At 35.4% G+C, this 24,115-nt stretch carries 22 protein-coding genes; 19 read left to right on the top strand and 3 right to left on the bottom strand.

The window, feature by feature from the left end; genetic code table 11:
• The first annotated feature begins 34 nt into the window (after positions 1 to 34).
• The 8 genes from IAE52_RS04385 to IAE52_RS04420 all read left to right on the top strand — a co-directional run bounded on the left by IAE52_RS04385 (position 35) and on the right by IAE52_RS04420 (position 10,326).
• Positions 35 to 340 (top strand): hypothetical protein, encoded by a 306-nt coding sequence (locus tag IAE52_RS04385; RefSeq protein ID WP_033898630.1) that lies wholly within the window; start codon positions 35 to 37, stop codon positions 338 to 340.
• Positions 341 to 400: 60 nt separating this feature from the next.
• Entirely contained in the window at positions 401 to 1,246 is an 846-nt protein-coding gene (locus tag IAE52_RS04390; protein WP_015426740.1) for a WxL domain-containing protein, read from the top strand.
• Between the two features lie 28 nt (positions 1,247 to 1,274).
• On the top strand, positions 1,275 to 2,066 hold the full coding sequence (locus IAE52_RS04395) for a WxL domain-containing protein (protein ID WP_162551463.1): 792 nt from the start codon (positions 1,275 to 1,277) through the stop codon (positions 2,064 to 2,066).
• A gap of 37 nt (positions 2,067 to 2,103) precedes the next feature.
• On the top strand, positions 2,104 to 2,862 hold the full coding sequence (locus IAE52_RS04400; protein ID WP_058204311.1) for a WxL domain-containing protein: 759 nt from the start codon (positions 2,104 to 2,106) through the stop codon (positions 2,860 to 2,862).
• Between the two features lie 37 nt (positions 2,863 to 2,899).
• Positions 2,900 to 3,655, top strand: a complete 756-nt coding sequence (locus IAE52_RS04405) for a WxL domain-containing protein (RefSeq protein ID WP_058203049.1) — start codon at positions 2,900 to 2,902, stop codon at positions 3,653 to 3,655.
• A 36-nt stretch (positions 3,656 to 3,691) separates the two neighbouring features.
• The gene (locus IAE52_RS04410; RefSeq protein WP_200136719.1) at positions 3,692 to 8,641 is read left to right on the top strand and encodes a hypothetical protein; all 4,950 of its coding nucleotides are present in this window, start codon (positions 3,692 to 3,694) and stop codon (positions 8,639 to 8,641) included.
• 122 nt (positions 8,642 to 8,763) lie between these two features.
• Positions 8,764 to 9,936 (top strand): DUF916 and DUF3324 domain-containing protein, encoded by a 1,173-nt coding sequence (locus IAE52_RS04415; RefSeq protein WP_017864788.1) that lies wholly within the window; start codon positions 8,764 to 8,766, stop codon positions 9,934 to 9,936.
• A 78-nt stretch (positions 9,937 to 10,014) separates the two neighbouring features.
• The gene (locus IAE52_RS04420; protein WP_003130721.1) at positions 10,015 to 10,326 is read left to right on the top strand and encodes a helix-turn-helix transcriptional regulator; all 312 of its coding nucleotides are present in this window, start codon (positions 10,015 to 10,017) and stop codon (positions 10,324 to 10,326) included.
• Between the two features lie 76 nt (positions 10,327 to 10,402).
• Here IAE52_RS04420 and queA read toward each other — a convergent pair whose 3' ends face one another.
• Complete coding sequence (queA, locus tag IAE52_RS04425) at positions 10,403 to 11,440, bottom strand: tRNA preQ1(34) S-adenosylmethionine ribosyltransferase-isomerase QueA (protein WP_017864787.1); 1,038 nt, start codon at positions 11,438 to 11,440, stop codon at positions 10,403 to 10,405.
• Between the two features lie 295 nt (positions 11,441 to 11,735).
• Between queA and IAE52_RS04430 the strand changes: the two genes are divergently transcribed.
• Together IAE52_RS04430 and IAE52_RS04435 are read left to right on the top strand one after the other, a co-directional pair.
• Positions 11,736 to 12,698 (top strand): alpha/beta hydrolase, encoded by a 963-nt coding sequence (locus tag IAE52_RS04430; RefSeq protein WP_109991088.1) that lies wholly within the window; start codon positions 11,736 to 11,738, stop codon positions 12,696 to 12,698.
• Between the two features lie 151 nt (positions 12,699 to 12,849).
• Positions 12,850 to 13,557 carry a glucosamine-6-phosphate deaminase gene (locus IAE52_RS04435; protein ID WP_017864764.1) on the top strand — a complete coding sequence of 236 codons (708 nt, stop codon included), beginning with the start codon at positions 12,850 to 12,852 and terminating at the stop codon, positions 13,555 to 13,557.
• A 59-nt stretch (positions 13,558 to 13,616) separates the two neighbouring features.
• On the opposite strand, the gene IAE52_RS04440 is transcribed toward IAE52_RS04435, so the two are convergent.
• Positions 13,617 to 14,771: a hydroxymethylglutaryl-CoA synthase gene (locus tag IAE52_RS04440; protein ID WP_109991087.1), complete on the bottom strand. Its 1,155-nt coding sequence runs from the start codon at positions 14,769 to 14,771 to the stop codon at positions 13,617 to 13,619.
• Between the two features lie 308 nt (positions 14,772 to 15,079).
• Here IAE52_RS04440 and IAE52_RS04445 point away from each other — a divergent pair, with 308 nt between their 5' ends.
• The 6 genes from IAE52_RS04445 to IAE52_RS04470 all read left to right on the top strand — a co-directional run bounded on the left by IAE52_RS04445 (position 15,080) and on the right by IAE52_RS04470 (position 20,402).
• On the top strand, positions 15,080 to 16,219 hold the full coding sequence (locus IAE52_RS04445; protein WP_109991428.1) for a thiolase family protein: 1,140 nt from the start codon (positions 15,080 to 15,082) through the stop codon (positions 16,217 to 16,219).
• Positions 16,220 to 16,299: 80 nt separating this feature from the next.
• On the top strand, positions 16,300 to 17,532 hold the full coding sequence (locus tag IAE52_RS04450) for a hydroxymethylglutaryl-CoA reductase, degradative (RefSeq protein ID WP_017864761.1): 1,233 nt from the start codon (positions 16,300 to 16,302) through the stop codon (positions 17,530 to 17,532).
• Positions 17,533 to 17,620: 88 nt separating this feature from the next.
• Positions 17,621 to 17,893: a 30S ribosomal protein S16 gene (gene rpsP / locus IAE52_RS04455; RefSeq protein ID WP_003130711.1), complete on the top strand. Its 273-nt coding sequence runs from the start codon at positions 17,621 to 17,623 to the stop codon at positions 17,891 to 17,893.
• Between the two features lie 95 nt (positions 17,894 to 17,988).
• Positions 17,989 to 18,228: a KH domain-containing protein gene (locus IAE52_RS04460; RefSeq protein ID WP_003130710.1), complete on the top strand. Its 240-nt coding sequence runs from the start codon at positions 17,989 to 17,991 to the stop codon at positions 18,226 to 18,228.
• Between the two features lie 261 nt (positions 18,229 to 18,489).
• The gene (gene hemH, locus IAE52_RS04465; RefSeq protein ID WP_003130709.1) at positions 18,490 to 19,434 is read left to right on the top strand and encodes a ferrochelatase; all 945 of its coding nucleotides are present in this window, start codon (positions 18,490 to 18,492) and stop codon (positions 19,432 to 19,434) included.
• A gap of 113 nt (positions 19,435 to 19,547) precedes the next feature.
• The gene (locus IAE52_RS04470) at positions 19,548 to 20,402 is read left to right on the top strand and encodes an alpha/beta hydrolase (RefSeq protein WP_162551461.1); all 855 of its coding nucleotides are present in this window, start codon (positions 19,548 to 19,550) and stop codon (positions 20,400 to 20,402) included.
• Between the two features lie 64 nt (positions 20,403 to 20,466).
• Here IAE52_RS04470 and IAE52_RS04475 read toward each other — a convergent pair whose 3' ends face one another.
• Complete coding sequence (locus IAE52_RS04475) at positions 20,467 to 21,426, bottom strand: AraC family transcriptional regulator (protein ID WP_033901061.1); 960 nt, start codon at positions 21,424 to 21,426, stop codon at positions 20,467 to 20,469.
• Positions 21,427 to 21,568: 142 nt separating this feature from the next.
• On the opposite strand from IAE52_RS04475, the gene IAE52_RS04480 reads away from it, so the two are divergent.
• The 3 genes from IAE52_RS04480 to rimM all read left to right on the top strand — a co-directional run bounded on the left by IAE52_RS04480 (position 21,569) and on the right by rimM (position 24,115).
• On the top strand, positions 21,569 to 22,564 hold the full coding sequence (locus tag IAE52_RS04480; protein WP_080735964.1) for a DMT family transporter: 996 nt from the start codon (positions 21,569 to 21,571) through the stop codon (positions 22,562 to 22,564).
• Positions 22,565 to 22,635: 71 nt separating this feature from the next.
• Positions 22,636 to 23,448 (top strand): pyrroline-5-carboxylate reductase, encoded by an 813-nt coding sequence (proC, locus tag IAE52_RS04485; protein ID WP_109991086.1) that lies wholly within the window; start codon positions 22,636 to 22,638, stop codon positions 23,446 to 23,448.
• A 151-nt stretch (positions 23,449 to 23,599) separates the two neighbouring features.
• Complete coding sequence (gene rimM, locus IAE52_RS04490) at positions 23,600 to 24,115, top strand: ribosome maturation factor RimM (RefSeq protein ID WP_017864756.1); 516 nt, start codon at positions 23,600 to 23,602, stop codon at positions 24,113 to 24,115.

Consider the following 24,115-nt stretch of genomic DNA (forward strand, 5'->3'; position numbering starts at 1 on the left):
TTTGTAAATGTAAAGATTAAGAAAGGAAAGAATATTGAAAAAATTAGTATTAATTATTTTATTGCTATTCTCATCGTTAAATTTATTGACGACCATGGGTTCAGCAGATACAACAAGTTATGATACAAAAGGTCAAGTTGGATTTACGGGAAATTGGGTAGGACCAGAATCGAGTTCAAGTAGTAAAGAAAATCCTAAAAAAGACCCTCCAATTACTCAGACCATACTCCCAAAAACAGGAGATATGGAATTCTCATCAATGGTAACTAGTTATGTTGGCTTATTAATTTTGGCAAGCATAATAGTTTATAAAAAAGAAAGAGGGAGGTTAACTTTATAGAAAATAAATAATAGTCGATTACTGCACCTTTTTTAAGGATAAAACAAATGGAGAAACTTAATGGATAAACTAATTTTAAAATCAACAACACTTCTTGCCGGCATATTGATTTCTGCCCCTATGATAATCACAACCGCTAGTGCGGCGACTACAGGAGGGGATTACACTTCAAGTGCAAATTTGACTTTACAAGCAGGAACTGGTCCAGTCGACCCTCTTGATCCAACAGACCCAACTAATCCTGTAACACCAGTAGACCCAGGTACTCCAGGTGCTTCTGGAAATCTTACTGTCGATTATGGTTCAACCCTTTACTTCGGAACCCAATCAATTTCCACTCAATCTAAAACTTATTATGCACATCCTGATATGGTAAAAGATCAATCTAACGTTGTAAAAGTAGTGCCTAACTATGCTCAAGTAACAGACCAATCAGGTGAGCTATCAGGTTGGACATTAAGTTTAACACAAGCTTCAGATCTTCATATGACTACTGGAACATCAACAGATCCTGGATATGCACTTAGTGGTGCACAAATTAGCTTTACCGGAGGCACTCTCCTTGGAGGAAATGGTATTACCGCTGGGAAGCCAAGTGATGTTGTCGCTTCAGGAACGCTCACACCAGGAGTAGCAACAAAACTAGTTTCAGCTGCAAAAAATGAAGGAGCAGGAACTTGGTTATATAATTTTGGTGATGTAGATGCCTATGATGCAAGTTCAGTTGATACAGCCAATACCACAGATCATACTAAAGTGGCGACAAAATCAGCAATTAGTTTGGCTGTTCCTGCAGGTTTGATTGAGAAAGCGGCACCATATACTACAGATTTGTATTGGAGCTTGCAAGCCGTTCCAGGAAATGATTGGGATGGAAATACATCTGCGGTTACACCAGCACCATAAGTCTGATTTTGATAAAAGGAGAGAATAAATGAATAAAATTTTATTAAAATCAACGGTACTACTAACTGCTGCATTAATCGTGGGACCAATAATTGTCAGTGAAGCTGATGCCGCAAGCACCGGTGGAGATTATACATCAAATGGTTATGTTAACTTTGCTGAAGGGGACAATACTGGAATTAACCCCGTTGATCCTTTAGACCCCTCTGTCCCTGTAGGACCAACAAATCCTGATGGTACCGACCCAACACCCGGAACAGGAGGAGCACTTTCAATCGATTTTGCTTCAAGTCTAAGTTTTGGAACACAAAAAATTTCTTCAAAGGATGCCACATACTTTGCTCATGCACAGTGGATTAGCAAAGATAAAGATGGAAGTGCAGTTGATATGACACGTCCTAATTATGTTCAAGTTACTGATACACGCGGAACCTGGGATGGATGGACCTTGACTGTTGCAGAATCCGATCAATTTCAAAATACTTCAGGAGAAAAGCTAACCGGAGCAGAACTATCTTTTAGTAAAGGTTATACCGATGGAACCACTGCTGCAAAACCCGGTTATATCAATAACACTAATTTTGTTGTTAGTACAGCTGCTAGCAAAATTTTAGGAGCAGGTCCAAATCAAGGGATGGGAACTTGGGTATATGGTCTAGGAGCTAATGCAGATTACCAAGAAAATGGTGGAGCGCATCTGGGTAATGAAGCAGTTTCTACAGCATCACCAATCAGTCTTAAAGTTATTGCTGGTACAAATAAAGCGACGTCATATACGACACAATTAATTTGGTCCTTAACGAATACCCCGGGAAATTAAATGTTTATAATTTCTAAACTATGAAAAGGAGGGTACTGTGAAAAAAATAAGATGGTTAAGTATACCTCTCATCTTAATGACATTAGGATTGGAAATTCGAGTTAATGCAGCAGAAGTCCAAAGCTATAATTCGCAAGGAATAGTTGGTTTTGGTCCAGGTAGCGGAGTTCAACCCCCTGTTAATCCTAACAAACCTGATCCAACTTTACCTGTATTTCCACAAAATCCAGATGGTTCAAAGCCTAATCCAGGGGGAAATGGCTCACTGACAATTGATTTTGCTTCAAGTTTTGACTTTGGGAATCATAAAATCTCTAATAAAGATCAAACATATTTAGCTAAAGCCCAAAAGTATTTTGATTCTGAAGTTTTAACACCGAATTATGTTCAAGTAACCGATCGTCGAGGAACATTTGCCGGTTGGAACTTAAAAGTAGTCGAAAAAACACAATTTACTCAAATTGACTCAGGCCCTCAGAAGTACAAAGTACTTAAAGGAGCAACGATTAATTTAAAAAGTTCAGAAACAGCTTCTTTTACTAATGAAAAATCTCCCAAAACACAAACAATTTCGGGACTTATTCCCGGTGTTGAAACTCAAGTAGCTCTTGCCTCAACTGGCGAAGGAGCTGGAACTTGGGTAATTCGCTGGGGAAACGATTCAATGGTCACTGAAGAGGGCTTAACAACAGCAGTTTCATTATTTGTTCCTGGAGATACCCCCAAGGATGCGACTGCTTACACTACAACTTTAAATTGGATATTGTCTGATTTACCGACAAACGTGCCAAATTAATTTGTAACACACATTATTATAGAAAAGAGGACATTATATGTCTAAATCAGTAACAAAATATCTCACTCTAGCAACTTTAGGAATATTAGCAACATCAGTAACTCCACAACTTGCCAGTGCAGCTACAACACAATCATATGGCACGCAAGGAGAGGTGACTTTTACCGCCGGAACAGATACCACAGGTCCAGTTGACCCGCAAGACCCAACTGTTCCAGTAAAACCAACGGAGCCAGATGGCGTTAATCCAGTAGGACCGACAATGCCAGATAGTGGTTTAACTATTGTCTATGCTTCAAGTTTTGATTTTGGAAGTCATCCTGTAAGCAATAAAGCAGAAGTCTACAATGCTGCTGCACAAAAATTAGACGATAATACGACACGTACCAACTATGTTCAAGTTGCAGATAATCGTGGGACTTTCTCAGGTTGGAATTTAAAAGTTCAAATGACCGACTTCACAACAGCAGATAGCAATTTAGTAGCGAATGGTCATGGTACATTAACAGGAGCAACAGTGACTCTAGGTGATGCTGAGATTCAAGGAGCTGGTACAGCAAACCCAGCAGATATCTCTTCAGCTACTACAGTTTTGACACCTGGAGTACAATCGGCAACAATATTGGGAGCAACGGCTGGTCACGGCTCTGGTAATAGTTTGCTTGACTTTGGGGGAAAAGATGGAGCTACAAAAGACACAGCCATCAAACTTTCTGTTCCAGCAGGTGTGGCAGGTGCAGCCAAGTATACAGCGGATTTAACCTGGACACTTGACGATACACCATCTAATTAATATTTTTAGTGGTGAGAAACAAGCAAGGGAGATTTCATGCAAAGAAAATATAAATTTAAACTTGTGACTTTTATAATGTTGCTATCACTGTTACCGACTATAAATTTTAATGGATTTTCTTCAGAAAGTAATAAAGAAAATGTTAAGATAAATTCTCTTGAAAAGATGCTTTCTTCTCAAGGGGTGTCAGCAGCAACTCAGACACTTATAAATCGTCAAAGCGTGAGTCCCAGTGGCACTACTTTCAATGGAAATTCAGTTTCACAACCAAGTCGTACTCCACTTCCACAAAATTCAGTTGAAGATGCGATAATGCCTAATAGCTTTGGATGGCAACAAACTATCTCTAATCTAACGTTACCAACCAATCAAGTTACTGCTGTACAAAATGGAACAATTATAGGAAGTTATCCAACTACAGATGCTGGTGTTCAACAAGCGCTTTATGCAATGTATAGTGCAACTAATGCTAGCACTTCGGATTTTGTCTTATACTATGGAGCTAATACAACACTCAGTAATTCAGTCCTAAAAGCAGTAGTTTCTAATCCAAGTGCGACTAATATGACATTTAGCACACTAAAAGGGCATGCTAAAAGTTTAACCTGGATTTCAAATCCAGCCGATCTACTTACGAGCTCAAATAGTTCTCAGCCCTCAGGAACAAATTATACTGTAACCTTACCTTCAAATGTCTATTTTGGAGTTCCAACTATTTTTCGCAATGTAACCGTAGCTGCAAGTGGGGATAATATTTATGCCCAAGGGAATGCATTTGCAACGACAAATGGCTCATGGATAACTGGTGCTCCTAACATTTATGGTGGAACGGACAATAGTGATATATCTGGAAATACAAACCTATATATTGGAGCAACAGGAAGTACTGCGGGCTGGAATATCTATGGTGGTAATGCATCGGCTGGAACAATATCTGGTAATACTCATGTTACGATTGCCCAGTCATCATCTACTATAAATAGTGTAACTGGTGGAAGTGCATCAGGAGCAACAATTTCAGGGAATACAAACCTTGATATAAGTGGAGCTATTGCTTCTCAGATAACAAATATCTACGGTGCTGGAATTGGTACTTCTAATTCTCCTGTTAATGTGAATGGGAATGTTACAACTTATGTTAACTCAACAAATGGAAGTGCAAGATACCAACTTTATCAAGGTGGAACAGTTTATGGAAATATAAGTGGTTCAATCTATAATACTTTAAGTGGGGCAGGAGGATGGACTGGCGCAACTAGTAATATAAATGGTGCTGGTGGTCCAGCATCAACTTTTAACGGAGGTTCATTCCAAGGGAATATAGGGACATCTGGTGCCGGAAATGTTATCTCAAATAGTTACAATACATCATCCTTCACAACGGGTCAAGCTTTATTTACAGGTGGTAATGCTGGAACAGGCGCTTCATATGCTCAGGCAACCAACTCCACTACCGCGGCTCAAGGGATATTATATGCTAATATTACTAACTATATTAAATCTGCTTTTACAACTGGAACAGCTGGGGCAGTTTATGGAATAGTTGGTGGTAATGGTCATGATTCTCTAAAAATTTCTCCATCACAATGGGGACTTGGCAGTCAGACTGGTCTTGATAGTGCAGTTGGTGTATCAGATGCTAAAGCTTATGGACAGATTCCATCTACTACTGTAGTTTCAAATGCCCAAAAAATTACTAGTAATGCAATTTATGGCGATGTTTATACTTGGTTACAATCAGGTGTTATGTCAACAACATCGGGTGGTGGAGCAAACGATTGGACAGGTTATTCATATGGTGCAAGTTCAAATGGGTATCTTCAAGGACAATCAGTTTTAGAAGCTGGAACGGCAAATGCTGATAATTCTGTTGGAGGTGCTGGAGTAGTATATTGTAGTGCCATGGGAGGTACTGCAGAAACAACTCTTGCAGCCCAAGGAACAGTTGCTTATGGTAAAACTGATACAAGTTCTGCCATTAATTCCGGCTGGGATTTATGGGGAGGCGGAGGAACGGTATGGACCTATCGTCAAGCCTTTTTACAAAACGGTAATTCCTATCTTATTCACAATAATGATATTGCCCGTTGGACCTATGGAGGTCAATCTAATGGTAGTCAGGTCGGAAATTCATACAATATTTTGAATGGGGCTATTGTTGATACTCTTGAAGGTGGTGGTTATACCGCAACTACAAAATGGGGAAATACTACAGCACAGGTCAATCAAGGGCAAGTTAATTGGTTCTTGTCAGGCGGTTCTTGGGGAGATTTGTATAATACTGGAAGTGCAACAGTAAATGTTTACAACGGATATATCAACGCTATTACCGGTGGAAACTATGGCCAAGCTGGAGTAGAGACAATTGCTGGTGATTCTACAGTCAATGTTTATGGAGGTGATTTCTCAGGTTCGCCAAGAACAGGAACAAAACAACTTTGCGGAGGTCCGTTCTTTAATGGGGCATCCTCGATTTTAGGAAATACAGCTTTAAATGTTGATTTGACAGGTTCAACTGGCTCAAGCTTCCAACTTCCTTCTGGTACATATTTATCAGGAGGAGCAGGTTATAACAATACTGTGACTCACGTTGGTTCTGGAGTAAATAACAGTATTAGTGTCAATATATCAGCAAATGCTGCATCCGGAAATGTCTTAAATGGTGCTGTTATTTACGGTGACGGGCAGTCAACTGGTTCAAATAGTACATATACAAATGTTGGTACAATCAACATGACCATTAACGCAGATGGCAACACTGTAGGTTCGGTTTATGCAACTAATTATGTAGCCATGCCAGCTTCAGGTCAAAGATACAATACGAATATAAAAATTGGGGATGGTACTACCATTTCTGGTACGATAACATCCGGAGGAAGTAGTGATAATCTAACTGATGCGATTGCCGCAGCTAATAACAATAAATCGGCTATTACATTAGGAAATAGTACTTCACATAACCCAATTACCATCAATGGTTCACTTATCAATTTTAACAGTGCAGAAATTACTGAAAAAGCAGTAGTGAATGTAGCAGGTTCTTTTAAAAATGGAGGTGGAGCTACAGCAGCAAACCACGCTGCAACTTACTCCAAACATGGTTCGATTCAAATGGATACTGATTCTACTCTTGGAATTACTTCAACATCATCCGTTGTATCAGCAAGCCAATTAGTTGCCTATCCAAATGCAACACTTTCTACACCCTATGTCCAAACATCTGGATTGATTAATTTATCCGATTTAGATCTTTCAACCAATAAGGGTAATCTATTTTGGAAGCCGATCGGTAATCCACCAACAAGTATTAGTAATACCTATAATGGAGCCTATTGGGGAACACAAGCGGCATTCCCAATTTTGACGTTTAATGGTGGAGATACTTCTACAAAATCTGGTGCAGTAAATATTAGTCCTAATAATTTTTCTGGTGTAGATTCAGCCAAAAATTATGCATTTTTAGGGGATTATACAATGTCTTCCCTCTCCACCCCAAGTAATCCAACTTGGATTGGTTATGTTGTTCCAGGGCAGGTACGTGTATATAATACAACTGGTGATGCAGATTCAGGAAATTGGCAACATCATTTAAAATCTAATGTTACAACAGGGAATCCCGTTGCTGGTCAAACGATGCAAGCATGGGCCTCGGTAGCATCTGATACTGATGCAAGTTCGATCAAAGTAATGTATGTGATGGGATATAGTGATAGCACAACAGCTCCCTTTAGCTTCACCGCTAAAGCACCATATTACATAAAATCTAGAACAGCCACGGCATTTGATGGAAAGGTTTTAAATAATTATCCATCAACTAATCCTAATTTTGATGTCAATGCTGGAACTACTGGTGCTACACGTAACTTTGGTACGAGAGACTATTTTGTAGGAAATCAACAAGATGGCACAAACGATCAAGCAATATATGGAAGTTATATTGTACAAAATGTGGCTACTGATAACACCACTAGTCTAAGTGCTGGAAACTATATCCTACCGAATAAAGGTTCGGCAATAAATGCATCATCATTGACTCAAGCACAACTCCAAAAAATTGTTGGTTTAAAAGGAGTGGGTGTAATGACAGATATTACGATGAGTGGTGATCCATTAAGTTCAATAAATAATGCAGGTAATACGATTCAAGATCCTACTACTAGTGATACTAATGTAAAAGATAAATCATATGCAGAAATACCTGTGAGCTGGACTTTGGGAAAAAGTTCTACTAATAGTAACATTGTTGTTGTACCACAGGCAGCAGTTATTTCATCAGATAGTCAGACAGCTCTTAATGTTTATGATGCAAGTATGACAAGTGATGATGCACACGATTTAAAAGATCAAAAAGATCTGGATGGTAATTGGACCTATGCTTTAGCTTTTAAAGCGGATGGAACGATAGAAGAACCAGTGATTAGCAGTCCGTCAAATTTGGTTACAACCTTGCAAACTATACAAGCCAATAATCCAATCATTGATAGAGATGGTAATATTCGTCCTGTTACTTATACTTATAATGGATTATCAAAAGATATTACACTTAATTTAACTTTTGGCTCTATAAGTCTTTCTACACCAAATTCTTACGACTTTGGTACATTAGACGTAAGTCCTAAACCATTAATTTCATGGGCTACAAGTCCTGCCAGTGATGTGGTTGTTACGGACACACGGACAGGTTCTGCCTTGAAGCCATGGTATGTGAGTGTCGCACAAACTCAAGATTTAAAAGGTTTGACAAATAATAATAATTTGGCTTCATATCTTTTCTTCAAAGATAGTACAGGAAGTAAAGTAATTACAAGTGATGCCTTACAGATTTATGCCAATACTTCACCAACTACTGGTACTTTTAAGTTAAATCAAAACTGGAATTCAACCTCTGGTGAAGGAATCCAATTGAATATTCCGGTTGATCATCAAGAGAAGGGAACCTATGAGGGAGAATTAACTTGGTCTTTAAATAATGTACCTTCTAATTAGTTGCGTATAGCAATTTTATACAAAGTGGGATTAGTCCTACTTTGTATAACGGACTTATTTTAATTTTATTATAAGATTTTAATCAAAATACTACAGAAATGTAGTTCTAGAAAGAGAACATAATGAAAATTTATCAAAAAGTTTTACTGTTCATTGCCACTATCTTTACTTTAGGGACTGTCAGTAAAGAAGTTCATGCAAATGAATTTAATTTTTCTGTGAACCCGGTTCTTCCAGAAAACCAAATTGGCGAGAGCGGATACTTTAATTTACAAATGAGTCCAGGGCAATCGCAAACTTTGACGATTAGTCTAAAAAATACTACTGACAAAACAGTAGTGGTTGAAGAAGAAATAGCTAGTGCGACAACAAATATTAACGGTGTGGTTGAATACTCACCAAATAAAATTAAAGCAGATTCAACACTAAAGTATAATCTAGTAGACTATGCCTCAATTCCAAAAGAAGTATCACTACAACCAAACTCTTCACAGCAAGTAAAAGTGAGTGTTACTATGCCAAAGGAAAATTTTAATGGTGTAATTGCTGGTGGAATTACTTTTAAAGAGAAGGACTCAGAGAAAACAAATTCTAATTCTAAGGGATTAAGTATTCAAAATAAATATGCTTACGTTGTTGCTTTACTGATGCAACAAAATAAAAATACTGTTGCGCCTGACTTGAAATTAAATAGTGTAGAGCCTAGTCAGGTTAATTATAGAAATGTAATTAATGCCAATTTACAAAATCCAATGGCTGGATATCTAAATCAAATGTATGTTCAAGCAGAGGTCAAAGGTTTAAGTAATTCTAAATTATCTTATAAGGCAAACAAAGAAATGCTGCAAATGGCACCAAATAGTAATTTTGATTATCCTGTTTCTATTGGTGATGGAAATAAGCTTGAAGCGGGTAAGTATCGTCTATCGATGACAGTATATGGGCAAAAAAATAATGACGGAAAGTTCACATATGTTGATTCAAAAGGAAAAGAACAAAAATTTGATTATCAATGGAAATTTACAAAAGACTTTACAATATTAGGTAAAACAGCAAGTAAATTAAATTCAAAAGATGTAACTGTTAAGAAGACTCCTTGGTATGAAAATTGGCTTATCTGGTTAGGTTTATTATTAATTCTTTTAGCTCTTTTCTTCTTGTTCTTTATTTTATGGAAGAGACGTAAAAAAGAAGAAGAGGAGCAAGATTTAGAAAAAGAAAAATTAAAAGCTCAACTTGAAGAAATGAGAGAGCAAATAAGTAAAGAAGATAATTCTGATGAGACAGACGTTTAGGTTCTACTTAGATTTTTGAATCATGATTTACATTTATTAAAGTTAAGTAAAAGTAAAACAAATTGCAGGAGGTTTTTTATGGCCGAGAATCAGCTATTCTACCCACGGTTAGAAGAATTAATAAGAATATCAAAAAAATCTTTTAATCAAGTTGAAAGAGATCTAGGATATCCTAGAAATGCGCTTCATAATTATAAAAACGGTGTGGAACCTTCGGGAATTCGATTGATTGAATTGGCACATTATTTCGGAGTAACACCTGAGTATTTGCTAGGAATAAACAATGACCCCAAAAATAATGGAACTAGAATTATTTTTGAAAGTCTTAATGATTATCAGAAAAAAGATTTATGCATTATTTGTCAAGAATGGTTGTTGTCTTCAAAATAGAGTAAAGAAAGTATAAACTATAAATAAAAAAAGCCTTATAAGGCTTTTTTATTTATAAAAATTAATTAGAATTTAATTATTTTTTGGGGCGAACGAACATTGCATCCCCAAAACTGAAGAAACGATATTTTTCATCAATCGCATGTTGGTAAGCGTCAAGAACAAAATCACGGCCAGCAAAAGCAGCGACTAACATGACCAAAGTTGATTTTGGTAAATGGAAATTGGTGTTAAAAGCATCAACAACTTTCCATTCATAGCCAGGTTTAATGAAAATGTCAGTCCAGCCAGAATCGGCTTGGATATCCCCATCAAATTTACTACCGATGGTTTCCAAAGTACGGATTGATGTTGTTCCAGAAGCAACAATTTTGTGTCCACTAGCCTTAACAGCTCTCAATTGAGCAGCCGCCTCTTCAGTTAGACGATAAAATTCGCTGTGCATTTGATGCTCATCAACATTATCCACACTGACAGGACGAAATGTTCCCAAACCAACATGAAGTGTTAATTCAACAATTTTGACTCCTTTGTCAGCAATTTTTTCTAACAATTCAGGTGTATAATGTAGGCCAGCAGTTGGAGCAGCAGCAGAACCATTCTCTTTTGCAAAAACTGTTTGATAACGTTCTTGATCTTCGAGTTGTTCGTGGATATAAGGAGGAAGTGGCATTTCGCCTAAGCTTTCCAAGATTTCAAGGAAAATTCCATTGTATTTGAATTCGACAATTCGTCCACCATGTTCAAGAACTTCTACAACGACAGCTTTCAAACGACCATCACCAAAAACGACTTCCTCACCAACTTTCATTTTGCGAGCTGGTTTTGCCAATGTTTCCCAACGATTTTGCCCCATATCTTTAAGCAAGAGGAGTTCAATATGTCCTCCTGTTTCAGCGCGTTCACCGTGGAGACGGGCTGGGAGTACTCTTGTGTTATTTAGGACAAGAGCATCGCCAGCTTCAAGTTCATCAATAATATTATAGAAATGTCTATCTTCAAGCTCTTCAGTTTTAGGATCAAGAATCAACAAACGTGATTCAGAACGTTTTTCCAAAGGTGTTTGGGCAATCAATTCTTCTGGCAAATCAAAATCAAAATCATTTATATTCATAAGTTGTTTTTATTTTACTCCATTCCGTAAAAGGATTCTAAAATACATTTATTTCAAATTAGTTTAGTTGATTTCAAGGTAATTTTTCTCTCAAATCACTAAATCAATTGGTTGATAAAAAAGCAATGCATATTGTTTTATTATATCATTTTTTGGATAGACTAGCTTTTGGAAGAACGAGAATTATTGTATGACAAAAACACCGTTTTTGTAAGATTATTACTAAATAATATAAGAAGTTGCAAAAAAGAAATTTTAATATTACAATGGTAAAATAAAAATTAAAAGGAATTTTATGAAAAAAAGGAAAAAAATGATTGCTTGGATTTTAGTAGTTTTATCCGTTGTTTTGGTTGGTGGCTATTTCGCAATAGGAAACTATTTTTATGACTTAGCTGTTAACGCGCATACCAATAAATCTTTTCTAACTGCCGGGAGCAAACAGAAGCCTCTTTCTAAAAAAGAAGAAGAAAGAAAAAAGGAAAATAAAGCATTTTTAGAGGATGTAAAATCCGACGCTTGGTATGTTACCTCCTCTGATAAGTTGAAGTTGAAACTCTATGCTGCAGATTATAAGCAACCAACTAAAACAAATAAATGGGCTATTATTGTTCATGGGTATGGTGGACAATCGACCGATATGGCAAGTTGGACACGTCATTTTTACAATAAGGGTTATAATGTTGTTACGCCAGATTTAAGAGGGCATGGTAAAAGTCAGGGTGATTATATCGGCATGGGCTGGGATGACCGTAAAGATATGTTGCTTTGGATTGCCAAAATTATTCAAAAAGATCCACAGGTAGAAATTGTCCTATTAGGCGTTTCTATGGGAGGAGCAACGGTGATGAACACTTCAGGCGAAAAGCTTCCCTCGAATGTCAAAGCAATTGTGGAAGATTGTGGGTTCACATCAACAGGTGATGTTTTTGCCTATCAATTAAAACAATTATATGGATTACCAAAATTTCCAGTTCTTTATGCGGCAAATACCTTTGTTAAAATGAGAGCTGGCTATGATATCTTTAAATCTTCGGCAATTAAACAAGTAGCCAAAAGCAAAACACCAATTTTGTTCATTCATGGTGATAAAGATACTTTCGTTCCATTTAAGATGTTAAACCCTCTCTATGATGCAGCAAAAGTTGAGAAAGAAAAGCTGATTGTTCATGGAGCGGGTCATGGAGAATCAGAAAAAGTTAATCCAGACATATATTGGAGCCATGTTTGGGATTTTGTTGGAAAATATATGTCTTAATTGATTACAAAAAAGTCCTTTTTTAAAAGGACTTTTTATTTTTGCTAATGTATTTTTTGAAGACAATTTTTAGTTGACATGGAGATAATTTATGATATAATGAAAGTGTAGAAAAATTGATATATACCAATTTAGAAATGGAGCATATAAAATGAAAGTTATCGTAGTAAAAAATCAACTCGAAGGTGGAAAAATCGGACTTGACCTTCTTAAAGAAGCAATGGCCAATGGCGCTAAAACATTGGGACTTGCAACAGGCTCAACACCAGTAGAATTTTATAACCAAATTGTTAACTCAGACCTTGATTTTACAGATATGGTTTCAGTAAACTTGGATGAATATGTTGGACTTGACGGTTCAAATGATCAATCTTACCGCTATTTTATGACTAAACATTTGTTTGGAGAAAAACCATTTAAAGAAAACTTCTTACCAAATGGTAAAGCAGCTGATCTTGAAGCTGAAGCAAAACATTATGACCAAATTATTGAAGAAAATCCAATTGACTGGCAAATTCTTGGAATTGGTCAAAATGGACACATTGGTTTTAATGAACCAGGAACACCTGCTGAAATTACAACTCATGTTGTTGACCTTCAAGAAAGCACAATCAAAGCCAACGCACGTTTCTTTGAATCAGAAGCAGATGTACCACGTAAAGCAATTTCAATGGGACTTGCTTCAATTATGAAATCAAAAAATATTGTTTTGATGGCTTATGGTAAAGAAAAAGCTGAAGCAATCAAAGGAATGGTTGAAGGAGAAGTGACAACAGAGCTTCCAGCATCAATTCTTCAAAACCACGCTAATGTTACTGTTATCGCTGATGAAGCAGCTGTATCATTGTTGAGCAAATAAAATAAAAAAAGTCCTGACAGGACTTTTTATTTACTGACAGAAATTCTGTCAGTATTTTTTTATCTTTTTTTATACTTACGGTGATTATCAACAACTTCTGAAACGGAGTAATCTGTCTCATCATTGAAAGAAATATTATGATTCAAATCTAAATATTGATTGAACATGTTTTCGTATTCAGGAATTGATAGACGGGTTCTTGCATCCAACATTGATTGATGTTCAATTTTAAGTAAATGATTTTCATAACCTTCAACAAGCTCACCAGAGAAAAACTCAGCAACAGTACCAGAACCATAACTAAAAAGTCCAATACGCTGACCAGCACTCAATTTATCAGAGTTTTCCAAAAGTGAAATCAAACTCAAATAGAGAGAACCGGTATATAGATTACCCACACGACGATTATAAACGATACCACGTTCAAATTGTTCCATTAATTCTTCAGCATTGGCTGGTTTTTCAGATTCAAGCATTGGCAATAAAGCTTTTTTACCCATTTTAGTATAAGGGGTATGAAAGGCGATAGCTGCAAAGTCTTCAAACTTTAAATTTGTTCTATGGCTATACTCTTTCCAGATTTTAGCAAAAGCATCGATATATGTTTCGTTTGAAAACTTACCATCAACAGAAGGATAAGCCTGACCAAAAGGACGCCAAAAATCATAGATGTCTTGAGTTAAAGCAACGTTATCATTATTTAAGGCCAAAATTTTAGGATCGGCCGTAATAAGCATTGCAACACTTCCAGCGCCCTGAGTAGGTTCTCCACCAGTATTTAGCCCATATTTGGCAATATCAGAAGCAATAACTAAAACTTTAGTATCAGGATTCAAAAGAACGTGGTCACAAGCAAGAGCAAGGCCAGCAGTAGTTGCATAACAAGCCTCTTTCATTTCAATGCTTCGAGCAAAAGGTTGAATACCAAGCAAATCGTGAACAACAACGGCTGAGGCCTTTGATTCATCAAGACTTGATTCAGTACCAACGATGACCATGTCAATGGCTTTTTTATCTTCCTCAGTCAAAATACTTGCTGCCGCGTTAGCAGCAAAAGTAATAATATCTTGAGTAGCAGGATTGACTGCCATTTCATCTTGACCAATACCAATTTGGAATTTTGCAGGGTCAACATTACGAGCATTTGCTAAATCCCTCATATCAACAAAAGTATTTGGGACAAAAAATCCAAGTTTATCTATACCGACTTTCATATTTTAAAAATTTCCTCACTTATTATTATAAAAGAAAGGAACTCCTTTCAATGTCTTTGGAATGCTTTAATTTTATCATAAAAATACGTTAAATTCTTTGCTAAGATATTTTCTTTCTATAAAATACACACAATTAATTTTTTGTTTAATTAATAAAAATTGGAATTAAGTAAATTGGTTTGTATTTTAAATGGTACAAAAAATGCTTGAATAGAGTCATTGATTAGATATTGTTTATTAATTTAATGTAAAGAGACTTTGACAAAAGTAGTTTAAAATATGCTATAATGGCTTTCGGAGGTTCATTCGTGAAAGAAATTGTAATCATTGACGCCTTAAGAACACCAGTTGGAAGATACGACGGTGCTCTTGCTGAATATTCAGCAGCAGAACTTGGAACACATGTTGTTTCAAACTTATTGTCAAAACATGAAAATATAAAATCAGATGTTGAACAAGTTATTTTTGGGAATGTTCTTCAAGCTGGTAATGGTCAAAATATAGCACGTCAAATTGCGATTCATAGTGGTCTATCTAATACAGTGCCCGCTTCAACAATCAACGAAGTTTGTGGTTCAGGAATGAAAGCAGTGATTTTAGCTAAACAACTTTTACAGCTTGGTGAAGCAGAAGTTGTAATCGCTGGTGGGACAGAATCTATGTCTAATGCCCCAATTATAAAGAATCGAAAAACTCAAGAAGAAACATTAAGTATGTTAAATGATGGCTTAGTTGATGCCTTCTCAGGAATTTCTATGGGGATTATTGGTGAAACTATTGCTGAACAATTTGATATAAGTCGAGCAGACCAAGACGCTTTTGCGCAAAACTCTCAAGAAAAAGCGGTCGCTGCAAGTCAAGCCGGAATTTTTAAAGAAGAGATTGTTGCGATTGGAGAAGTCGGAGTCGACGAAACACCACGTCCTTCTTCTAGTTTAGAAAAATTAGCCACTTTAAGGACAGCTTTCAAAGAAAATGGAACTGTGACAGCAGGTAATTCTTCTCCTGTTAATGATGGAGCTTCAGCTGTCATTCTTGCAACGAGAGACTATGCTGAAAAACATGGGATTTCGTACCTAGCAGAACTAGTTGATAGTACAGAAGTTGGAATTGACCCTGCTATTATGGGAGTTTCACCAATTGAAGCTATCAAAAAATTAATTAATCGTTCAGAGCTTGAACTTTCAGATATTGACCTGTTTGAAATTAATGAAGCATTTGCAGCATCAAGTCTTGCTGTCAATCGTGAACTTGGTTTAAATGAATCACAAGTTAACATTTATGGTGGTGCAATTGCATTAGGTCATGCTATCGGTTCAAGTGGTTCTAAAATTCTCACGACTTTGTCTTATGCCTTAAAACGTGAGCAAAAACGCTATGGAATTGCTAGTCTTTGTATCGGTGGAGGCCTAGGTTTGGCTGTTCTTTTAAAAAATCCTAACCTTTAAAAATTATTGTGGTTTAAACAAGTAATTTTTAAGAAATTAATGGAGGAATTGCCCAGCTTATCTGGGCATTTTTGGAAAATATGAGAAAAAAATTTTATCAAATGTCGCCCAAAGAGCGATTAGATTCATTGAATCTGTCAGAAGATACTCAGGAAGTTTTGAGTGAAATGGCTTTAGATACAAATATTTTAAACAATCTAATTGAAAATCAAATTTCCGAATTTGAATTGCCAATGGGACTTGCTCAAAATTTTGTCATTAATGGAAAAGAATACATCGTTCCAATGGTTACAGAAGAACCATCAGTTATAGCTGCTGCGAGTAATGGAGCAAAAATAGCGGAAAGTTTTACGGCTAAAATAGATGAACGGTTAATGCGTGGGCAAATTGTATTTTATGACGTAAAGAAACCAGAAGAAATTATTAAGAAAATATCTGAATGCAAAAATGAAATATTTGAACAAGCTAAGCTTTCGTATCCTTCAATTATTAAGCGTGGGGGCGGTTTGAGAGAAATTTCGAGCAGACTTTTTTCAAGTGAGAAATTTATTTCAGTTGATTTCAAAGTGGATGTCAAAGATGCAATGGGTGCCAATATTATTAATTCTATATTAGAAGGTGTAGCAGAACTTTTTCGTGGCTGGTTTTCTGAGGAAAAAATTCTGTTTAGCATCCTTTCAAACTATGCAACTGAATCTTTAGTAAAGGTGAGCTGTGAAATTCCAGTTGATGCTCTTTCAAAAAAATCAAATGGTTTAGAAATTGCTCAAAAAATTGCAGTTGCTTCACAATACTCAAAAATTGATCCCTACCGTGCTAGCACACACAATAAAGGGATTATGAATGGGATTAATGCTGTAATTCTTGCAACAGGAAATGATACGCGAGCTATTTCAGCAGCAATTCATGCTTATGCAGCAAAAGAAGGAACATATCAAGGTTTAGCTAAATGGGAAGTTCATGCCGAAAAGTTATTTGGAGAGTTAGAAATTCCTTTACCTGTGGCGACCGTTGGTGGTGGGGTGAAAGTCTTACCTAAAGCACAAGCGGCAATGGAAATTTTAGGAATCACAGATGCTAGAGAACTGGCCAAAGTTATCGCCGCAGTTGGTTTAGCACAAAATTTAGCAGCTTTGCGCGCACTTGTTTCAGAAGGAATTCAACAAGGACATATGAGTTTACAGGCTCGCTCTTTGGCATTATCCGTGGGTGCAAAAGCAGATGAGATAGCAGTCATAAGTCAGCAACTTCGGCAGGAAAAAGTGATGAATCAAGAAGTAGCTCGCCGTTTATTAAATAGTCTCAGAAACTAAAAAAGAACTGTCAAGATTTTTTCTTGACAGGCCGAAATTAGTCTGCTATAATATTAAATATAATAAAAATAGAAATAGGAAATATAAAATGTCTGTAAAAATTCGTTTGACTCGTATGGGTTCTAAGAAAAAACCTTTCTACCGTATCAATGTTGCTGATTCACGTGCTCCACGTGATGGTAAATTCATCGAAACAGTTGGGACTTATAACCCACTTGTAACTGAAGAACAAGTAACTCTTAAAGAAGAACGCGTATTGGAATGGTTGAGCAAAGGAGCACAACCTTCAGATACAGTTCGTAACCTTCTTTCAAAAGCTGGTGTTATGAAAAAATTCCACGAATCAAAACTTTCTAAATAATTTTTGAGATAAGCTGCTTTTTAGCAGCTTTTCGTGAATAAAGAAATCACATATATTGAACTTGAAGATTTTTCAAGTTAGAGTAGAGGTAAGAAATGCAAAAAGATGTGAAAGAATTAGTTCTAACAATTGTTAAACCATTGGTTACTCAACCAGATGAAGTCTCTTTGGAACTCATTGAGGGTGAGGAATTTATGGAATATCACCTTAAAGTTGCGGAGGGTGATATCGGTCGAATTATCGGACGTCAAGGTCGGATTATTCAAGCAATTCGCACAGTGGTTTACTTTGTTCCTGTAGAAGGAAAAAAAGTTCGACTTCTTGTTGATCAATAAGAATTAAAGGCTCACTTAGTGGGTCTTTTATTTTTGCTACTGATTCGGATTTTACTTATTTTAAAGTAAATTAAATATTAAAAGAGTTGGAAGAGTGAGGTTTTTTAGATTAGACGAATATTCCTAATAATAATCAAAGACTTCTTTAAGATTCACTTTAATTGTATGAAAAATTATGCTAGAATGAAAAATATTGATTAACAATTGTAGATACAATCGGTTATAAATATAAATAAACTGATTTTTTATATAGGTGGAATAATGGATAAGAAAAAAGGAATCTTATTAGTAGCTTTGGGAACTCCGCGCTCATGTGAAGCAGATGATGTGAGGGATTATTTAAAAGAATTTTTGGGTGACCCTCTTGTTATACAAAAACCAAGATGGCTTTGGTTGCCGATTTTAAATGGAATTATTTTAAAAGTTAGACCGCAAAAATCAGCAGAGATGTATAAAAAAATCTGGACAGATGAAGGTTCCCCTTTGATGATTTACACAGTAGCACAAGCAAAGCAACTACAGGATATGCGCGAAGATTTTGATGTTCGTTTTGCCATGACTTACGGAGAGCCACGCATTGATAAAGTAATCGCTGAGATGAAAGAATCTGGTGTTGAAGAAATTACTGTTCTTCCACTTTACCCTCAATATTCTTTAACAACAGTTGAACCTGTAATTCAACAAGTTAAAAAAATTGATGATAAGATAAAAGTAATTAGAGATTTCCACAAAGTAGAATCTTATAGCGATTTACTTGCAGAGTCTATTAGAGAAAAGTGGCAAGCAAATGACTATGATAAATTGGTCCTTAGCTATCATGGAATTCCCTTGTCCTACGTGACCAAGAAAAAAGATGCTTATGAAGAGCAATGTAAAGAAACAACACGTTTGGTAGTAAGTAAACTTGGTTTGAGGGAAGAAGAATACGAGCATACTTATCAATCAAAATTTGGTCCTGAAAAATGGTTAGAACCTGCGACTATTGATAGAGTTGCTGAACTTCCCAAAGAAAATGCTAAAAAAGTATTGATCTGTTCACCAGCATTCGTTGCAGATTGTTTAGAAACTTTATTTGAATTAGAAATTGAAAATAAAGAAGTATTTGTTGAAAATGGCGGAGAAACATTTGATTTTGTTCATCCTTTTAATGACTCTTTAGACTTTACTAGAGTATTAAGTGAAGTAGTTGACCAAAATAGACTCTGAGAAATAAAATCATTATTTTATTAGTTTTGGCCTTTAAATTTTATAACATTACTAAAGAGAAATAGGATTTGTTATAATGGTTCATAATATGCTAAAAATAGTAAGGAAATCCAATGAAAAAACAGTATGAAATTATTTCAATGAAAGACCATTACCGAATTCGCCTTGGAATTTTTGAGCCAGACCAAAAAGCAAAAGCGGTAGTACAATTAGTTCATGGATTTGGTGAATACACAGGTCATTATCTCTATTTAATTAATGAATTAGTCAATGCTGGTTTTGTTTGCCTAATGCACGATCAGAGAGGACATGGTGTTTTGGCAGCTGCTAATCCAAAACTTCAAGGACGAGCTAGAGCTTACGAGAGCCTAATTAGCGATGTCTTAGAAGTGAGGAAGATAATTGGTAAAAAGTATCCAAAACTACCGGTTTATCTGTTTGGACATAGTATGGGGGGAAATATTTCACTCAATGTTCTTCTAAGAAATATTGAAAATCAAAAACTTTACCAAAAAGCAGTAATTGAATCTCCTTGGCTAGCGCTGACAAACCCACCAGCCGTCCCGCTTCAAAGACTGGCAGGTTTTTTAGGAAAAATAAGTCCAAAAATTCGAGTTCGAACAGGCTTAAAAGTTGAAGCAATTTCTCACCGAAATGATTTAGTAGATTTAGTAACCAAAGATGGAATATATCACGAACTTCTTTCTTTGCGGCTCTTTTCACAGATTATGGAAGCGGGGCGTTTTGCACAAAGTCAGGCTGGAAATTTGAAAATACCAACTTTATTATTCTGTGGTGAATCAGATCAGATTTGTTCGCCCGTGGCCGTTCGTTCATTTGCAAACAATGCTGGGAAAAACTTAGAATTAATAGAGATTGCAGATGGTTACCATGCTCTCCATTTAGATACAGAGGCAGAGAATTTTATTGAAAGAACTAAAGATTTTTTTCTAAAAGAAAATTTTTAATTAGTATCAAAGTAAATATAAAAAAAAGAGTCATTCAATTTGAATGGCTCTTTTTTTAATAAAATCAGAAAATAATTTTATTTTGTTTTCGATATTCTCCAGGAGTCATTCCAACTTGTGTTTTAAAAAGTTTAAAAAAATAGGTCTTGTCTGAATATCCGATTTTTCCGAGAATTTCCTGGATAGATAAATTAGTTTGAGTAAGATAATTTTTAGCGTGCTTAATTCGATAAGTGGTAAGCCAAGTGGAATAGCTTAAACCAGTTTGATGCTTGATAAGTGAAGAAAGATAATTGGGATGAAAATAAAATTTGGTAGATAATTCCTCTAAACTTGCTGTACGAATATTATTTTCAATGTAGGAAAGAATTTCTTTTATAAGTACACTAGAGGAAATATTGGAATCTTTAAGGATTAAATACTCTTCAGAGTGATGACTTAATTCAACAATCAATAAAATAAAGGCAGCTTTTGTAACTTTATTATTAAAGTAACACATTTTTACAACTTGTTTTAAAAGGAGCAAGGCGTAAAAGTGTGTATCCTCAAGGATTGTGAATTGATAGATACAGAAGTGACTTATTTGCTCACTATCTTTTTCAATACTTTCAACAAAGAAGCGATAAAGCATCGGTTCTTCAATGATTTGGCTGAGGAGAGAATCATCAAAATATTCGGGTTTAAAATAAAAACCAATGATGACTGTCTCATCTGATAACTCTTGATAATCAATTTTTGTCCATTTATTAGCCAGAATAAGACTTCCTTCTTTATAAATTGATTTCTTGTTATCTAGGTAAAGGGATATTTTGCCTGATAGAACATAAATAATTCTAATGTAAGGAGCAGAATAGGTTAATAAACCTGAAGTATTTTGACAAACTAAAGCTGCAATTTCCCGATTTGGATTATTCGCAAATTCTTCTAGTTCTTCAATCATTCCTGATTCACTTTTTATATAGCAATCAAGTGTCTTTAAAAAGTCCCAAAAATGGGTAAATTGTTCTCTAGATACTTTATACATTTTTTTCCAATCTTAAAATAACCTACTAAGAAAAGTATATCTGACATATTTAATTTTTGCAAGCGATTCATTATAATTATGAGTGCAGATGAAAATATTGTGAAAAAATGAGCAATATTAATTTAGTATTTGGAGGAACTATATGACAGATGCACTTAAGAAAAATGTACCTAAAGCAACAACTATTGCTGTTGCTGCGGTTATTGCTAACATTATTTGGGGGACCCCTTTTAAACTTATCAAAGTGATGAATAATGAGATGAAAATTTCTCCGGAAATTTTTGGGAATCATTATCTGGGGCAGGTTTTGGCGACAATAAGTCTTCGTTTCTTTATTGCTGGGATCATGACACTAATTTTTGCAAAATTTATCAAACAAAACATATTCAATATTAAAAAGAGACAATGGAGAGAAGTCATTATTATGGGACTTCTATCTACTACAGCAGCTTATTTCTTTTTTAACATTGCAAATGTCAATATTACTTCGACAATAAATTCAACAATTTTAGCTCAATCCACCATATTTTTTGCAGCAATTTTAGCTCATTTTGCCTACAAAAATGATAAATTAACTCCGATTAAGGTGATTGGATTGGTTGTTGGTTTCATGGGGTTAATTATTTCTCAGTTAACTGGTGGGGTACGTTTGAGTGATATGTTTTCATTTTCACTTACAGGAGAGGGCTTTATGTTGATATATGGTTTAATAGCAGCTTTGGCTACAATGCTAGCTAAAAGAATCGGTTCAACTTTAAATTCTTTTGTAATGACTGGTTGGAACTTAATCATTGGTTCGTTAGGCTTATATATAATTGGTTTTGTTATGGGTGGTCGTTTATCTGCAATAAATTGGACTGTAACTGGTGGAGCGTTATTGATAATTTTAGCTGCGGCATCAGCAATTCCATTTAGCTTATGGTATTGGGCTGCTCAATACGGAAATTTAGGAGAGATTACGGTTTATAAATTTATTATGCCAATTTCTGGTAGTATTTTGGCGGTCCTTTTAGGAGAAAGTGTTACCGTTTCCTTAATGGTAGGATTAGCCTTAGTATGCTTATCAATTATCTTAATTAATCGTCCACCTAAATTTGAAGGAATAAAAGAATCATTACGAAAAGTTGATCAAGTATAAAATTACATATTGAAAGATTAAAAAAAGTTATAACGGAACTTTAAATGTTCTAAAACAGAAAGAAGAAAAACATGAAAATTGGATTTATTGGAACAGGAAATATGGCGTCAGCAATTATAAAGGGAATTATTGAAAAAAAATTTATTAAAGCTAAAAATATCTATCTCTTTGATGTGATGACTGATAAGGTAACAGAATTTTCAAAGGAAATTGGAGCAAATGTTTGTCGCTCAAATGATGAATTAATTCGATCAGTGGATGTAGTTGTTCTTTCAGTTAAGCCAAATATTATTGAAAAAATATTAAATGAAACTAGAGAGTTAATTATTGAGAAAAGACCCTTGCTTATTTCAATTGCTGCTGGAACGCCAATAGAAAAATTATCAACATTTTTAAGGAGTAAAGAAGAAGTTTCCATCGTTCGAGTTATGCCAAACGTTAATGCCATGATTGGTAAAGGGGCTGCTGCGGTTTGTGGAAATGAATTTGCAAGTAAAGAGCAAGTAAGTTATGTTCAAAATATGTTTCAATCCCTCGGTATGGCTTGGATTTTACCAGAAAAGGATTTTTCAAACTTTACTGCTCTAGCTGGAAGCTCTCCTGCCTATGCTTATCTTTTCATTGATAGTATCGCTCGTGCAGGTGTAAAAAATGGACTTCCAAAAGATCTAGCAACTCAAATTGTTGCTCAAGCTGTCTTAGGGAGTGCAGCGATGATTCTTGAGAGTGCTGAAAATCCATGGACCTTGATTGATAGAGTTTCTTCTCCAGGAGGAACAACAGTTGCTGGTTTGATTGCTCTAGAAGATGAGGGGTTTATTTCAACTGTTGTTAAAGGAATTGATGCAACTATCATTAAAGACATCGAACTTAATAGTAAATAGTCTGATTTATATGATAAATATTTTATGTTATTAAAAAGCAAGAGAGAGTTTTCTTGCTTTATTTTTTTATAAAAAGAAATTCTAATTATAAAATATACTTAAAAATAGTTTCATTTAAATCAGGGGTTATTAGGTATGGTATAATTGTAGAATGGAAAAATTTTACAAGGTAGGAACAATTGTTAACACACAAGGACTTCAAGGAGAGGTTCGCGTGATGCCATCGACAGATTTTGCTCAAGAACGCTTCTCAAAAGGTTCAGTTTTGGCACTTTTCGATGATAAGGATAATTATATTCAAGATTTAAAGGTGAAGTCTGGTCGCCCACAAAAGAATTTTTATGTCGTTAAATTTGAAGGATTTTATCATATTAATGACGTTGAAAAGTATAAGGGATATATTGTCAAAATTGCAGAAGAAAACCAAGAGGATTTAGATGATGGCGAATTTTACTATCATGAAATTATTGGCAGTGATGTTTATGAAAATGATGTCCTAATTGGTCAAATTTCTGAAATACTTCAACCAGGGGCTAATGATGTTTGGGTTGTTAAACGTAAAGGAAAACGTGATTTATTATTGCCTTATATTCCGCCAGTTATTTTAAACGTAGATGTGAACCAACACCGAGTGGACGTATCTATTATGGAAGGATTGGATGACTAG

This window comes from Lactococcus sp. S47 (assembly GCF_016517475.1).
Lineage (GTDB): Bacteria > Bacillota > Bacilli > Lactobacillales > Streptococcaceae > Lactococcus > Lactococcus lactis.

Coding starts and splice junctions, on each gene's coding strand:
- IAE52_RS04475 (WP_033901061.1), bottom strand. CDS start 21,426: ATGTATAAAGTATCTAGAGAACAATTTACCCATTTTTGGGACTTTTTA.
- rpsP (WP_003130711.1), top strand. CDS start 17,621: ATGTCTGTAAAAATTCGTTTGACTCGTATGGGTTCTAAGAAAAAACCT.
- IAE52_RS04450 (WP_017864761.1), top strand. CDS start 16,300: ATGAGAAAAAAATTTTATCAAATGTCGCCCAAAGAGCGATTAGATTCA.
- rimM (WP_017864756.1), top strand. CDS start 23,600: ATGGAAAAATTTTACAAGGTAGGAACAATTGTTAACACACAAGGACTT.
- IAE52_RS04430 (WP_109991088.1), top strand. CDS start 11,736: ATGAAAAAAAGGAAAAAAATGATTGCTTGGATTTTAGTAGTTTTATCC.
- IAE52_RS04460 (WP_003130710.1), top strand. CDS start 17,989: ATGCAAAAAGATGTGAAAGAATTAGTTCTAACAATTGTTAAACCATTG.
- IAE52_RS04435 (WP_017864764.1), top strand. CDS start 12,850: ATGAAAGTTATCGTAGTAAAAAATCAACTCGAAGGTGGAAAAATCGGA.
- queA (WP_017864787.1), bottom strand. CDS start 11,440: ATGAATATAAATGATTTTGATTTTGATTTGCCAGAAGAATTGATTGCC.
- IAE52_RS04480 (WP_080735964.1), top strand. CDS start 21,569: ATGACAGATGCACTTAAGAAAAATGTACCTAAAGCAACAACTATTGCT.
- IAE52_RS04415 (WP_017864788.1), top strand. CDS start 8,764: ATGAAAATTTATCAAAAAGTTTTACTGTTCATTGCCACTATCTTTACT.
- IAE52_RS04470 (WP_162551461.1), top strand. CDS start 19,548: ATGAAAAAACAGTATGAAATTATTTCAATGAAAGACCATTACCGAATT.
- IAE52_RS04440 (WP_109991087.1), bottom strand. CDS start 14,771: ATGAAAGTCGGTATAGATAAACTTGGATTTTTTGTCCCAAATACTTTT.
- IAE52_RS04395 (WP_162551463.1), top strand. CDS start 1,275: ATGAATAAAATTTTATTAAAATCAACGGTACTACTAACTGCTGCATTA.
- IAE52_RS04420 (WP_003130721.1), top strand. CDS start 10,015: ATGGCCGAGAATCAGCTATTCTACCCACGGTTAGAAGAATTAATAAGA.
- proC (WP_109991086.1), top strand. CDS start 22,636: ATGAAAATTGGATTTATTGGAACAGGAAATATGGCGTCAGCAATTATA.
- IAE52_RS04390 (WP_015426740.1), top strand. CDS start 401: ATGGATAAACTAATTTTAAAATCAACAACACTTCTTGCCGGCATATTG.
- hemH (WP_003130709.1), top strand. CDS start 18,490: ATGGATAAGAAAAAAGGAATCTTATTAGTAGCTTTGGGAACTCCGCGC.
- IAE52_RS04405 (WP_058203049.1), top strand. CDS start 2,900: ATGTCTAAATCAGTAACAAAATATCTCACTCTAGCAACTTTAGGAATA.
- IAE52_RS04410 (WP_200136719.1), top strand. CDS start 3,692: ATGCAAAGAAAATATAAATTTAAACTTGTGACTTTTATAATGTTGCTA.